Origin of the sequence: Streptomyces sp. NPDC058274 (genome assembly GCF_042881375.1) — a bacterium.
In the GTDB taxonomy this organism is placed as follows: Bacteria; Actinomycetota; Actinomycetes; order Streptomycetales; family Streptomycetaceae; genus Streptomyces.
Genome location: NZ_JBHVXW010000019.1, coordinates 139670 through 153882, shown reverse-complemented (window position 1 = coordinate 153882; position 14213 = coordinate 139670). Strand labels below are relative to the sequence as shown.

Below are 14213 nucleotides of genomic sequence, written 5' to 3'. Positions count from 1 at the left end.
GGCGGCTCGGCCCGCTCCCGGCTCGACGCCTACGTCGACCTGTACATTCCCGACGGCCACCGCGATCCGCACTGGACGCTGTGGCTGGAGGTGTGGAACCGCTCGCAGAACGCCGACGACGACGCCCGCGAGCGCCAGGTCGCCATCGAGAGCGCCTGGCACCGCGACCTGGTGGCGCTGCTCGCCGAGGGGGTCTCGCGCGGGGAGTTCCGCGCGGTCGACCCGGACCGTTTTGCCGCCCGCCTCCGGGCCCTGCTCGACGGCTTCTCCATCCATGTGGCGATCGGCCTGCGCGGCACGGACCGTGGCCACATCCTGTCCCATGTACGGGAGTTCCTGGACGAGTCGCTCGGCTGACGGGCACTCGCGGACGGTCGATCAACGGCCCGGGTTGGACGTAATCGAGCGCATTGACCCGAGTCGCGTGATGCGGTTGCCTCCAGGTGAGCCCGCGGCGCAGGGCCGGGGGAGACACGGTTCCGGGGGAGATCATGTCCAGTGCTTGGCGTGTGTCATCAGGAGCGCCCGCCTCGGGGGCCGGCTCATCGAGAGCGGCTGTCCTGGGAGCCGCTCTGCTCGTCGGGCTGGCCGGGGTCGCCACCCCGTCGGCCGCCGCCCGAACCGACTCCGCCCCGCCGCGTACCGCGCGGGTCAGCGTCGCCACCGACGGCAGCCAGGGCGAGGGTGCCTCGGACACGCCGTCGATCAGCGCCAACGGCCGCTACGTGGCGTTCACTTCGGTCGCCGACAACCTCGTGCGCGGCGACACGAACGGCCTCGCCGATGTCTTCGTCCGCGATCTGCGCACCGGCCGCACCCAGCGCATCGCCGAGGGGCCGGCCACGAACCCGGCGATCAGCGGCGACGGACGCCGTGTCGTCTTCGCCACCACGGCCGCCCTGACCGCCGGCGACACCAACGGGCTCGACGACATCTACCTCTACGACCGCGTCACCCGCGGAACGGAGCGCATCAGCAGGGGCCACGCGGAGGCGCCGCCCAGCTACAAGCTGAACTACTCGCCCGCCATCAGCCCGGACGGCCGTTTCGTCGCGTACACCACCTCGGCCCCCGACGCGGCGCCCGGCGACACCAACGGCCGGGACGACGTGATCGTCCACGACCGCAGGACGGGCCGCAACGAGCTGGTCCAGTACCGCACCGACGGCACTCCCGGCGACTCCGACTCCCTGCTGCCCTCGTTCAGCGCCGACGGCCGCTACGTCGCCTTCGACACGGCGGCCCAGCTGGACCCGGCGCACGAAGGGACCCACGCCAGGAACGTGTACGTACGCGACCGGGCAACGGACACGACCGAGCAGGTCAGTCTGCCGACTCGCTACGTCTACAAGATGAGTTCGTGGGCACCGTCGATCAGTGGAGACGGCGGAGTGGTCGCCTTCTCCTCCAACGTGACCTCCCTCGTGCCGGACGACACCAACAAGGCGAGCGACGTCTTCGTCTTCGACCGGACGCGGAAGACGACGACACGCGTGAGCACCGCCGCGGACGGTACCCAGGCCGACGGCCCGAGCCAGGGCGTGCGCCTGAGTGCGGACGGCCGCCGCGTCGCCTTCGTCTCCGCCGCCGCGAACCTCGTACCCGGCGACACCAACGGCGTCGCCGACGTGTTCATCAAGGACCTGGAGACAGGCGTTGTCGAGCGGGTGAGCGTGGCCGCCGACGGCACCGAGGCGAACGGGGCCACGAGCACCGCGTCCCTGAGCCGCGACGGCCGGGTCGCCTTCGCCGCCACGGCCACGAATCTCGTGCCCGGGGACACCAACGGCGTGGCGGACGTCTTCCTGCGCAGCCCCCGCTGACCGGCCGCGACGCACGAGGGGCCGCGATTCCGGCCCGGCGTGAAGACGGCGCGTGCCCGCTGTGAACGCACTGAAGAGAATCCGGGCGCCCCTTGCCGGACCCGGACACAGCGGGCACGTTACGGATCATGGGACGAGAGCAGTGGAAGAAGATCTGGGTCGGCTCGGCCGGCAACATGGTGGAGTGGTTCGACTGGTTCGTGTACGCCAGTTTCGCCACCTACTTCGCGGGGGCCTTCTTCCCGGACGGCAACCCCACGGCCCAGCTCATGAACACCGCGGGCATCTTCGCGGTCGGCTTCTTCATGCGCCCGGTCGGCGGCTGGGTGCTCGGCCGGGTCGCCGACCGCAAGGGCCGCAAGACCGCGCTGACGCTGACCGTCACGCTGATGTCGGTGTCCGCGGTCCTCATCGCGATCGCGCCGACCTACGGGGGCGCCGGGTACGGCGGCGCGCTGGTGCTGCTCGTCGCCCGCCTGCTGCAAGGACTCTCCGTCGGCGGTGAGTACGCGGCCAGCGCGACCTACCTCACCGAGGCGTCCGACCCGCGGCACCGCGGCTTCGCCTCCAGCTTCCAGTACGTCTCGATGACCGCGGGCCAGATCATCGGACTCGGCCTGCAGATCGTCCTCCAGCGCACCCTCTCCGACGACGCGCTGCACAGCTGGGGCTGGCGCATCCCCTTCATCGTGGGCGCGCTCGGCGCCGCGGTCGTCTTCTATCTGCGGCGCACCATGCTGGAGACCGAGGTCTACGCGGAGGCCGCCGACCACACGGCCGCAGAGGACAAGGGCACCCTGCGCGTCCTGTGGCAGCACCGGCGGGAGGCGTTTCTGGTCATCGCCCTGACCATGGGCGGCACGGTGGCGTACTACACGTACACGACGTATCTGACCAAGTACCTGTCGAACTCGGCGGGTCTGTCCAAGGAGACCGCCACGCTGGTCTCCTTCACCGCGCTGATCGTCTTCGCCGCTCTCCAGCCGCTCGCGGGCAAGCTCTCCGACCGGATCGGCCGCCGCCCGCTGCTGATCACCTTCGCGGTCGGCTCGACGTTCCTGACGGTCCCGATCATGACGATGCTCCGGCACGTGGGCGGCTTCTGGCCCGCGCTGGGCCTCGCCCTGCTCGCGCTCGTCGTGGTGACCGGGTACACCTCCATCAACGCCTGTGTGAAGGCGGAGCTCTTCCCGACCGGCATCCGCGCCCTCGGCGTGGCCCTCCCGTACGCCCTCGCCAACGCCCTCTTCGGCGGTACCGCGGAATACGTCGCCCTCTGGTTCAAGGACGCCGGTGCCGAGTCCGGTTACTACTGGTACGTGGCGGGCTGCGCGGCGGTCTCCCTGATCGTCTACCTGACCATGCGCGAGACCCGGGACCTGGATCTGAACCGGGTCGGCGATGGCCGGAAGACGTCCCCGGAGCCGGTGGCCCCGCTCGCATCCTGAGACAACCGGGAGCACGGGGGCCGGGCTGTGCCAGACTGCCTCCGTGCTCTCGTTCGCCACGATTATTGGCAGCAGGCGCGCCGGTCCGCAGTGACCGCCACGTACCACCACGTACGGGCGGGCACCGTCGTCTTCGACCCGCGCGCAGACCTCTCGCACCCGCGAGGGGTTTTTCGTTTTCCTGGCCCACCCCAAGCCGGGAAAGGAGCGCGAGGGATCATGGGAGGACGGTGGAGCCGGTCATTCCGGTACAGACCGAGATCCAGATCCTCAGGAGCCAGAGACCATGACGGACACCAGCGAACTCGACGATTCGTTCCACGTCTTCGACACCACGCTGCGCGACGGCGCACAGCGCGAGGGCATCAACCTCACGGTCGCGGACAAGCTGGCCATCGCACGTCACCTGGACGACTTCGGGGTGGGCTTCATCGAGGGCGGCTGGCCCGGCGCCAACCCGCGTGACACCGAGTTCTTCGCCCGCGCCCAGCAGGAGATCGACTTCCGGCACGCCCAGCTCGTCGCCTTCGGCTCCACCCGCCGCGCGAACGCCAAGGCCGCCGAGGACCCGCAGGTCAAGGCGCTCCTGGACTCCGGCGCCCCGGTGATCACGCTCGTCGCGAAGTCCCACGATCGGCATGTGGAACTGGCGCTGCGCACCACCCTCGACGAGAACCTGGAGATGGTCCGCGACACGGTCTCCTACCTGGTCTCCCAGGGCCGCCGGGTTTTCGTCGACTGCGAGCACTTCTTCGACGGCTACCGCGCGAACCCCGAGTACGCGAAGGCGGTCGTACGGGCCGCCGCGGAGGCGGGCGCCGACGTCGTGGTCCTGTGCGACACCAACGGCGGCATGCTCCCCGCGCAGGTCCAGGCGGTCGTCGCCACCGTCCTCGCCGACACCGGCGCCCGGCTCGGCATCCACGCCCAGGACGACACCGGGTGCGCGGTCGCCAACACCCTGGCCGCGGTGGACGCGGGGGCGACCCACGTCCAGTGCACGGCGAACGGCTACGGCGAGCGGGTCGGGAACTCCAACCTCTTCCCCGTCGTGGCGGCCCTGGAGCTGAAGTACGGCAAGAAGGTGCTCCCCGAGGGAGCCCTGCGCGAGATGACCCGGATCTCGCACGCCATCGCCGAGGTCGTGAACCTCACGCCGTCCACGCACCAGCCGTACGTCGGCGTCTCGGCCTTCGCCCACAAGGCGGGCCTGCACGCCTCCGCGATCAAGGTCGACCCGGACCTGTACCAGCACATCGACCCCGAGCAGGTCGGCAACACCATGCGGATGCTCGTCTCCGACATGGCCGGCCGCGCCTCGATCGAGCTCAAGGGCAAGGAGCTCGGCATCGACATCAGCGGCGACCGCGAGCTGGTCGGGCGGGTCGTCGGGCGGGTCAAGGAGCGCGAGCTCAAGGGCTACACGTACGAGGCGGCGGACGCGTCCTTCGAACTCCTGCTGCGCGAGGAGGCCGAGGGCCGGGCCCGCTCGTACTTCCAGGTCGAGTCCTGGCGGGCGATCGTCGAGGACCGCCCGGACGGCAGCCACGCCAACGAGGCCACGGTCAAGCTCTTCGCCAAGGGCGAGCGCATCGTCGCCACCGCCGAGGGCAACGGCCCGGTCAACGCCCTCGACCGCGCCCTGCGCGTCGCCCTGGAGAAGCTCTACCCCCAGCTCGCCAAGCTGGAGCTCGTGGACTACAAGGTCCGCATCCTGGAGGGCAAGCACGGCACGTCCTCCACGACCCGCGTCCTGATCTCCACCTCCGACGGCACCGGCGAATGGTCCACGGTCGGCGTAGCCGAGAACGTCATCGCCGCGTCCTGGCAGGCCCTGGAGGACGCCTACACGTACGGCCTCCTGCGAGCCGGGGTGGAACCGGCGGCGTAGGCGGCCGACCCCACCCGGCTCCTCGAACGCCGGAGGGGCTGCATCTCTCCCCGGACCGGGTGGAGATGCAGCCCCTCCGGCATGTGCGGACGAGGCAGGCCGATACGCGGGCCTGGCGGGCGCCTATGCTCCGGTCACTGCACATGCCACTTCTGGTTGGCCGCGCCCGTGCAGGTCCAGATCTGGACCCGGGTGCCGTTGGCCGACGAATTGCCGGTCACGTCAAGGCACTTGTTGGCCGCGGTGTTGACGACGTCGCCGGTGGTGGCGTTGTACGTCCAGCGCTGGGCGTTCGTGCCGTTGCAGTCGTAGAGCTGGACCTTCGCGCCGTCGGCGGTGGAGGCGGAGGTGACGTCCAGGCACTTGCCCAGGGCCTGGACGGTCCCGTCGGCCTTCACGGTCCACTTCTGGGCCGTCGAGCCGTTGCAGTCGTAGAGCTGGACGGCGGTGCCGTTCGCGCTCGAAGCACCCGCCAGGTCAAGGCACTTGCCCGCGAGACCGACGAATGCCCCGGACTGGTCCCCGCCGCCGGACTGCGTGCCCGACCAGGTGAACGTCGCCGACGTCTTGCCGGGCAGCGAGTAAGTCGCGTGCTGCCCACCCCAGTTGATCGTCACCGTCTTCGCGGTCGACGCGTCGTTGTACGCGATCAGGGCCTTCGACCCGTCGGGGTTGCGCCAGGCGACGTTCGGCACGGACGAGCTGGCCGTGGAGGCGATGCGCTGCGCGCCCGGCTTCACGAACTTCGTGAGGTGCCCCATCGTGTAGTACTCGATGGTGTAGTCGACCGTCCCGCTCGCACCGTCCCCGTTGTGGACGGTGATCAGGCCGGTGCAGGTGCCGCAACCGCCGTTGTGCGGGCCCATGTTCTGGTCCACCGCCAGCGACCACTTCGTCACCGACTTCGCCCAGTTCCGGGTGTAGTCGACGATGTTGAGCATGTCCTCCTTCTGCTGATTGGCGATCCAGGTGCCGCCCGAGTGCTCGGTGCCGAAGGCGTCCACCGTGGGGTACTGGTTGTGGACGGTCGTCTGCTTGTTGATGTCGCCGCCGTAGCCGTGCCACGCGATCCCGCCGAAGTTGGGGTGCGAGCGGACGGCCGCGTCGTCGACGGTCGGGGCGGCGTACGAGTCGTAGGTGTCCCAGTTCCAGTCGAGCGCCAGCACCTTCGTCGACAGCCCGGCCGCCTGGAGCTTCGGCAGCAGCTCGCTCTTCGTGAAGTAGGCGAGCCCGGAGCCGTTCCAGCTCATCGACGGATAGCCCGAACAGCACGTGGGCTCGTTCTGCACCGTCACGTACTGCACCGGCACGCCCTGGCTCTGGTACGCCTGGAGGTACTTCACGAAGTACGAGGCGTACGCCCCGTAGTCCTCCGACTTCAGCCATCCGCCGTTGAGCGACCCGCTGTCCTTCATCCAGGCCGGCGCCGTCCACGGCGAGGCCATCACGGTCAGCGCCGGGTTGAGCTGCTTCGCCTGCTTGGTCAGCGGCACCACATCGGCCAGGTCGTGTGCGATCGAGAACTCGGAGAGGTCCGCGTCGGTCTGCCCGGCCGGCACGTCGTCGTAGCTGTAGCCGTAGCGGGCGAGGTCCGAGGCGCCCATCGGGTTGCGGGTGAAGGACAGCCCGATGCCGTCCGTCGGCGAGAACAGCTTCTTCATCGTGGCGTCGCGCGTGGCCTGGGACAGCGCCCCGCTGCTGTTCATCAGCCAGGCCGCCGTGTCCGTGAAGGACGCGCCGCCGCCGGTGAATGTCTGGTAGCGGGTGTTCTCGTCCACGGTGATGTTGTCACCGCTGCCCCCGGTGCCGGCCTGGAAGGCGAAGGGAGTCTGCGCCTGCAGACCGCGGACCACATGGCGGCCACCGCTGTCGTCCGTGGTGGTCAGCCAGGCCGTGACCTGCTCGCCCGCGGCGTTCGCGGTCGGCATACCGACGGTGCTGAGCCCGGCGGTGGTCAGCAGACAGGCCAGCAGCAGCCGGGCCGTCCGGGCGGGTCTTCTCAGGATGGTCATGGTGCACAGCCCTTCTGGGAGTGGGGGAGTGGGGCGTGCGTGGCGTGAGTAAATGACGGCGCGCCAGGCGCGTCAAGGGGTTGAGCGTTCAGAAAGCGAAGAGACAACGGCCCTGATCCGGCGGGTGATTGGCCGTGTACCGGTTCTGGTGTGAAGTCTTGACGGCTTCCCGTGACGCCAGTTAACTCACGCCGTGATCTAAGTCGTAAATGTTGTCCCAGGATTACGAGAGCCGAGGGAAGGTCCATGCGAAGAACCGCCCTGCTCGTCTCCGCCGCCGTGCTCACCGGGCTGCTGCCGCTGGCAGTTACGGGTGCGGCCACCGGGGCCGAGGATCCCGCTTCCGCCACTGTGGACGCCTTCGAGGGCGAGGTTCCGTTCGCGAACCCGCCCGCCGAAGGCATCTTCACGTGGGGCGGCGACACCGACGACCCACCCCGACTGGCCCTGGCCACCAGGGCCGACGCCCCCGAGGGGTCCCAGGTCCTCGCCGGTGACTACGACATCAGCGGATACGGCGGTTTCACCCACGACTTCGCCTCCGGCAAGCCGGCCCACGACTGGTCCGCGCGCCAGGGCATCCGCTTCTGGTGGGACGGACAGAACAACGGCAAGAAGATCAGCTTCGAGATCAAGGACGGCGGCGCCAACGGCGAGGCCTCCGAGCTGTGGACGACGTCCTTCACGGACGACTTCACCGGCTGGAAGCAGATCGAGATCCCCTTCAGTGACTTCACTTATCGCACGGACTACCAGCCCGTCGGCGGGATCGACCAGGTGCTCGGTCTCACCGAGATGTGGGGGTACTCCGTCACGCTCCCGTCCGGCGCCAAGGGCCGCTTCGCCCTGGACGGGGTCGAGTTGTACGGCACGGCCGACCCGGCGCGGAACGCCAGTGTCGTCACCGACTCCGTCATCCACACGGTGAAGGAGGGCGGCAAGGCCGCCGTCAAGATCTCCGTCGCCACCACCGGATCCGCACCGACCGACGGCCCGGTGACCGTCGCGTACGAGACGGCGGGCGGCACCGCCGTCTCCGGCAAGGACTACACGCCGGTCAAGGGCGAGCTGACCTTCCCCGCGGGCACGGCCTCCGGCACCTCGCGCACGGTCAAGGTTCCCACCCTGCGCGACAAGTCCGCCGAATCCGCCGAGACCATCCCCCTCAAGCTGACGGTCACCGGAGCCAAGGCGCCGGCCGAGACTCCGCAGGTCGTCATCGACGCCCACGGACTCCCGTACCTGGACCCGAAGTTGTCCGTGAAGAAGCGGGTCGCCGACCTGGTCTCCCGGCTGTCGCTGGAGGAGAAGGCCGGGCAGATGACCCAGGCCGAGCGCGGCGCGATGACCTCGCCGGGCGACATCGCCTCCTACGGCCTCGGCTCACTGCTGTCCGGCGGCGGCTCGACGCCGACTCCGAACGTGCCCGAGGCGTGGGCGCAGATGATCGACTCCTTCCAGCTCAGGGCGCAGGCCACCCGCTACCAGATCCCGCTGATCTACGGCGTGGACGCGGTGCACGGCCACAACAACCTGATCGGCGCGACCGTCATGCCGCACAACATCGGCATGGGCGCCACCCGGGATCCCCAGCTCGCCGAGAAGACCGGCGCGGTGACCGCCGCGGAGGTCCGGGCGACCGGCATCCCGTGGGACTTCGCCCCCTGCCTGTGCGTGACGCGCGACGAGCGCTGGGGCCGGTCGTACGAGTCCTTCGGTGAGGACCCGGCCCTCGTCAAGTCCATGGAGACGGTGCTCCAGGGCCTCCAGGGCGCCCGCAACGGCAAGGACCTCAAGGACGACGACAAGGTGCTGGCCACCGCCAAGCACTTCGCCGGCGACGGCGGCACCGTCTACGGCTCGTCCACGTCGGGCACGTACACGCTCGACCAGGGCATCACCAAGGTCACCCAGCAGGAGCTGGAGGCCGTGCACCTCTCGCCGTTCCAGACCGCCGTCGACCGGGGTGTCGGCACGGTCATGCCGTCCTACTCGTCGGTCGACATCATCGGCGACGACAAGGCGCCGGTGAAGATGCACGCCAACGCCGAGCTGATCAACGGTGTGCTCAAGGACCGCATGGGCTTCGACGGCTTCGTCATCAGCGACTGGAACGGCATCGACCAGATCCCCGGTGACTACGCGTCCGACGTCCGTACGTCCATCAACGCGGGCCTCGACATGATCATGGTCCCGTACGCCTACAAGGACTTCCACACGACGCTGGTCGACGAGGTGAAGGCGGGCCGGGTCAGCGAGAAGCGGATCGACGACGCGGTCTCGCGCATCCTCACGCAGAAGTTCAAGCTGGGCCTCTTCGAGAAGCCGTACGCGGACACGAGCGGTGCCTCCGACATCGGCTCCTCCGCGCACCGGGCGGTCGCCCGCAAGGCGGCAGCCGAGTCGCAGGTGCTGCTGAAGAACGCGGGCGGTGTGCTGCCGCTCAAGAAGAACCAGAAGGTGTACGTCGCCGGGTCCAACGCGGACGACCTGGGCAACCAGAGCGGCGGCTGGACCATCACCTGGCAGGGCTCGTCCGGGAAGATCACCGACGGGACCACGATCCTCCAGGGGCTGAAGAAGGCGGCGCCCGGCGCCACCATCGACTACTCCAAGGAGGCCTCGGCCCCGACCGTCGGATACGACGTGGGTGTGGTCGTCGTCGGCGAGACCCCGTACGCCGAGGGCGTCGGTGATGTCGGCAACGGCAACGACCTGGAGCTGACCGCCGCCGACAAGGCCGCCGTCGACAAGGTGTGCGGCGCCATGAAGTGCGTGGTGCTGACCGTCTCCGGGCGGCCCCAGCTGATCGGCGACCGGCTCGGCGACATCGACGCCCTGGTGGCGTCCTGGCTGCCGGGCACGGAGGGTGACGGCGTCGCGGACGTGCTCTACGGGAAGCGGGCCTTCACCGGTCAACTCCCGGTCACCTGGCCGAAGTCGGAGTCCCAGCTGCCCATCAACGTGGGCGACGCGTCGTACGACCCCCAGTTCCCGTACGGCTGGGGCCTGACGACGCTGACCAAGGTGCCGTCGGGTGGTTCGAGCACCCTCAAGGCCCTGGCCCTCGTGGCCAAGGCGGCGGAGCGCACCGGCGCCGACGAGGTCGGACGCGCCGTCGTGAACAAGGCGCGGCTGCTCGTCCAGCAGAAGGTCGGTCCGGGCATCACGGCCGCGACCGCGAAGCCCTTCGCGGACGCCGACCACCTGCTGCTCACCGGCCGCTACGGAGCCGCGCTGGCCAAGCTGACGGAGGCATACCGGGCAGCGTGACAACGCGGGGCCGCTCACGAACGCCGGACGGGACGCAGTCGGCCCGTCCGGCGTTTGGAGTTTCAGCCCGGCGGAGGGCTGGAGATCTTCAGCCCGTCCGGCGTTTGAGGACGAGCGGGCAAGCGCGATACGCGGGTCTGGGGGCGGAGCCCCCAGGTACGGGAAGGGCAGGGGCGGAGGGGGCGAAAACCACCCGCCCCGATGCCCACCTTTGTGCGCCTTCGGGTAGCTTCGAAGTATGAAGGCCGCGCTGACCCGGGCGCTCCCGGGACTGCTGATCGCGCTGACGCTCGCCGCGCTCGCCGCACTCTGGGGCCCGGCGCCCCGAGCCCACGCCGCCACCGACGTCTCCACCGTCGCGGACGCCCTCCGCAAGAACCCGGTGTACGTCGACCCGGCCGCCTCCGGGCAGCTCTCCACGACGGACGCCGACTCGCTCGCCGCGAAGATCAAGAAGGCGGACAAGCCGGTCTTCGTGGCCGTCCTGCCCACGGACTTCCCCGTCAAGAACCTCTTCCAGAATCTGCGCACGTCCACCGGCGTCACAGGTCTGTACGCGGTGCGGCTCGGCGACCGGTTCGACGCCCGCGCCGACTCCTCGGTGATGTCACGCACCGCCGTCCAGAACCTCGTCACCAGCGTCCAGGGCGAGGGCACCAACGCCCAGCTGACCGACTTCACCGACCGCGCCCTGGCCTCCATCGGCGGCTCGGCGCCCGCGAGCTGGGGCTCCGGCGGTGACGGGGACGGCGTCTCGGCGGGCGCGCTGATCGCGGTCGGCGCCGTCGTCGTGGCGGGCGGCGCCGGTGCGTACACCCTCGTACGGCGCAACCGGCGGCGTAAGGAGGAGGAGCAGCGGGCCGCGCTCGACAAGCTGCGCGTGGTCGTCGACGAGGACATCACCGCCTTCGGCGAGGAGCTGGACCGGCTCGACTTCCACCCGGCCGAGGCCGGCGCGGACGACGCGATGCGCGCGGACTACGAACGCGCGCTGGACGCGTACGAGCGGGCGAAGGGGGCCATGGCGGCCGCCGAGCGGCCCGAGGACGTCCGCGGGGTCACCCAGGCCCTGGAGGACGGCCGGTTCTCGCTCGCCGTGCTGGCCGCCCGCCGTGAGCGGCGACCGCTCCCCGAGCGCCGCGCCCCCTGCTTCTTCGACCCGCGCCACGGCCCCTCGGTCGCCGACGTGACCTGGACCCCGGCCGGCGGCGCGACCCGCGAGGTCCCGGTCTGCGCGGCGGACCGGGCCCGGCTGGCCGACGGACTCGACCCGGCCGTCCGCGAGGTCGACACCGAGTACGGGCGCCGCCCCTACTGGGACGCCGGCCCGGCCTACGGCCCCTGGGCCGGCGGCTACTTCGGCGGCGGCATCCTCCCCGGTCTCCTCGTCGGCACCCTGCTCGGCAGCATGATGGCCACCCCCTCCTACGCGTCCGACTACGGCTCCGGCTACGGCGACTTCGGCGCCGCCGGCTACGACGGCGGCGACGTCTCGGGCTCCAACTTCGACCCCGGTGACTTCGGCGGCGGCTTCGGAGACGGCGGCGGAGGCGGCGACTTCGGCGGAGGCGGCGGAGGGGACTTCGGCGGCGGCTTCTGAGACCACGCCGGGCCCCCGCCACGCCGGATCGGACCCGCGCCTCCATATGCGTCGCCAAGCGCCCGATGCGCGCCCACCCGCCCCCTCGGGACCGGACGCCTCAGTTCATCCGTGGTACGACCAGCCCCGTCTCGTACGCCGTCACGACCGCCTGGGTGCGGTCGCGCAGGCCCAGCTTGGACAGGACACGGCTGACGTGCGTCTTCACCGTCTCCTCGCCCACGTGCAGCCGGACCGCGATCTCGGGGTTGGACAGCCCCTCCGCCAGCAGTCGCAGCACCTCCGTCTCGCGCGGGGTGAGGACGCCGAGCGCCCGCTGCGTGGGTGCCCGCGGTTTGAGGCGGGCGAATTCGGCGATCAGCCGCCGGGTGATGGCGGGCGCGAGCAGCGCCTCTCCGCCGGCGATGACACGTACGGCCTCGAAGAGCCGTTCCGCGGTCACGTCCTTGAGCAGGAAGCCGCTCGCCCCGGCGGCCAGGGCGTCGTACACGTGCTCATCGAGGTCGAAGGTGGTGAGGATCAGCACGCGCGGGGCGTCCGTGCCCGCGAGCCCGGTGGCCATCAGCTCCGCGGTCGCCCGGATCCCGTCCATCACCGGCATCCGTACGTCCATCAGCACCACGTCCGGCCGCTGCTCCCGGCAGATCCGCACCGCCTCGGCACCGTCGCGCGCCGTGCCGACGACGGCGAAGTCCGGCTGGGTGGCGAGGAGTCCGGCATAGCCGGCGCGGACGACCTCGTGGTCGTCGGCGACGACGACGCGGACGCACCGGCCGGCTGCGGCGGCGGTGCCCGGGCCGGTCCCGGAGGAGGGGCCGTTCGGCACGGTGGGGTCCGTCATACGAGCACCTCCGCCGCGCCCAACGGCAGCCGTGCCTCGATCAGGAAGCCGCCGCCGGGCGCGGGCCCCGTGTGCAGGGTGCCGCCGACCGTGACGGCACGTTCGCGCATGCCGAGCAGCCCGTGACCCGTCGGCCCGCCGGCCGGCCCCGGCCCGTTGTCGCGCACGCGTATCGCCAGGTCGGCCGCCGCGTAACGGAGTTCCACGTCCACCGCGGCACCGGGCGCATGGCGGCGGGCGTTGGTGAGCGCCTCCTGGACGATGCGGTACGCGGTGACCTCGATGCCCGGATCGAGCCGGGCGACCGGGCCGCTGACGATCAGCCGGGTGCGGGAGCCTGCCGCGTCGCGGGACTCGTCGACCAGCTCCATGAGCTGGTGCAGTCCCGGCTGCGGGCGCCGCGTGACGCCGGCGTCGGCGTCCTCCCGCAGTACGCCCAGCAGCCGGCGCATCTCCGTCAGCGCGGTCCGCGCGGTGTCGCCGATGGCGAGCAGCCGGGTGGCACCGTCGGCGGGCAGTCCCTGGGTCGTCAGCCGGGCGGTCTCGGCCTGTACGGCGATCATCGAGATGTGGTGCGCGACGACATCGTGCAACTCGCGTGCGATGCGCGCCCGTTCACCGCGCGCGGCATGCGCGAGGAGCGTGTCGGCGAACGCCCGCTCCGTGGCACTGTGCGCCAGGGCCGCGCTGCGCACCCGACGGGTGATCCCGGTCGCAGCCGCCGCCGAGGCGAGCGTGGTCACCAGGACGGCCACGACCCGCGTGGTGGAGTCGTCCCGGCTGCCAAGGGCCAGCGCGACGTACGGCAGCACCAGCGCCACGCTCAGCCGCGGCGCGCCGGCCCGGCCGAGCCCGTACACACACGCCAGCTGGGCCACCACTCCCGCGAGGGTCAGCGCCCGGAACGGCGCCAGCGCGAGCACCCCGGCCGCGGTCACGGCGACGGCGGCCCCGCCGCGTGCCACCGCCCCGCGCCCGGTCCCGAGGACGAAGGCGAGCGGCAGGGTCGAACAGAGCCCGAGCAGCAGGGCGAGCCCCAGATTCTCCCGCAGGCTCCCGGCACGGGCGAGGATCTCGGCGCAGGCGAGGACGGCCAGGCCGCCCGGGTACGAGACCCAGGCCGGTAGTCCGCGCACCCACCGCCACGGCACCGCGCTGCGCCCTGTCCGCTCCCCGTTCACGCCCGCTCCCCGTTCACGCTCGCCATTGTGCCGTCGCGAGCGGCGCACCGCGTCACCCTCGGGTGTCCCTCACGTGGGGGAGCCGTCCCCCGTGCCGGGGGCACGCAAGACGGCTCCCCGGCGGGACGACGCCGCGGTCCCCGG

General features: G+C 71.1%; 9 protein-coding genes. 6 read left to right on the top strand and 3 right to left on the bottom strand.

The window, feature by feature from the left end; translation table 11 throughout:
- From ACFVYF_RS30150 to cimA, 4 genes are all read left to right on the top strand, one after another.
- A partial coding sequence (locus ACFVYF_RS30150) for a TetR family transcriptional regulator C-terminal domain-containing protein (RefSeq protein WP_389460401.1) occupies window positions 1–357 on the top strand: 357 nt, incomplete at its 5' end.
- Window positions 358–491: 134 nt separating this feature from the next.
- Window positions 492–1823, top strand: coding sequence for a TolB family protein (locus ACFVYF_RS30145; protein ID WP_389460400.1), 1332 nt, complete (start codon window positions 492–494; stop codon window positions 1821–1823).
- Between the two features lie 128 nt (window positions 1824–1951).
- Complete coding sequence (locus ACFVYF_RS30140) at window positions 1952–3271, top strand: MFS transporter (RefSeq protein ID WP_389460398.1); 1320 nt, start codon at window positions 1952–1954, stop codon at window positions 3269–3271.
- A gap of 286 nt (window positions 3272–3557) precedes the next feature.
- On the top strand, window positions 3558–5162 hold the full coding sequence (cimA, locus tag ACFVYF_RS30135; RefSeq protein ID WP_389460396.1) for a citramalate synthase: 1605 nt from the start codon (window positions 3558–3560) through the stop codon (window positions 5160–5162).
- 134 nt (window positions 5163–5296) lie between these two features.
- Here the strand turns inward: cimA and ACFVYF_RS30130 are convergent, their stop codons facing one another.
- Window positions 5297–7174 carry a ricin-type beta-trefoil lectin domain protein gene (locus ACFVYF_RS30130; RefSeq protein ID WP_389460394.1) on the bottom strand — a complete coding sequence of 626 codons (1878 nt, stop codon included), beginning with the start codon at window positions 7172–7174 and terminating at the stop codon, window positions 5297–5299.
- Window positions 7175–7420: 246 nt separating this feature from the next.
- Here ACFVYF_RS30130 and ACFVYF_RS30125 point away from each other — a divergent pair, with 246 nt between their 5' ends.
- A complete protein-coding gene (locus tag ACFVYF_RS30125) occupies window positions 7421–10447 on the top strand; it encodes a glycoside hydrolase family 3 N-terminal domain-containing protein (RefSeq protein WP_389460393.1) in 3027 nt (1008 codons plus the stop codon).
- 238 nt (window positions 10448–10685) lie between these two features.
- A complete protein-coding gene (locus tag ACFVYF_RS30120) occupies window positions 10686–12047 on the top strand; it encodes a hypothetical protein (protein ID WP_389460391.1) in 1362 nt (453 codons plus the stop codon).
- A 100-nt stretch (window positions 12048–12147) separates the two neighbouring features.
- On the opposite strand, the gene ACFVYF_RS30115 is transcribed toward ACFVYF_RS30120, so the two are convergent.
- Together ACFVYF_RS30115 and ACFVYF_RS30110 are read right to left on the bottom strand one after the other, a co-directional pair.
- On the bottom strand, window positions 12148–12888 hold the full coding sequence (locus tag ACFVYF_RS30115; protein ID WP_389460389.1) for a response regulator: 741 nt from the start codon (window positions 12886–12888) through the stop codon (window positions 12148–12150).
- Window positions 12885–14069: a sensor histidine kinase gene (locus ACFVYF_RS30110; protein WP_389460388.1), complete on the bottom strand. Its 1185-nt coding sequence runs from the start codon at window positions 14067–14069 to the stop codon at window positions 12885–12887. Before ACFVYF_RS30110 ends, ACFVYF_RS30115 begins: the two co-directional genes overlap by 4 nt.
- Between the last annotated feature and the right edge of the window lie 144 nt (window positions 14070–14213).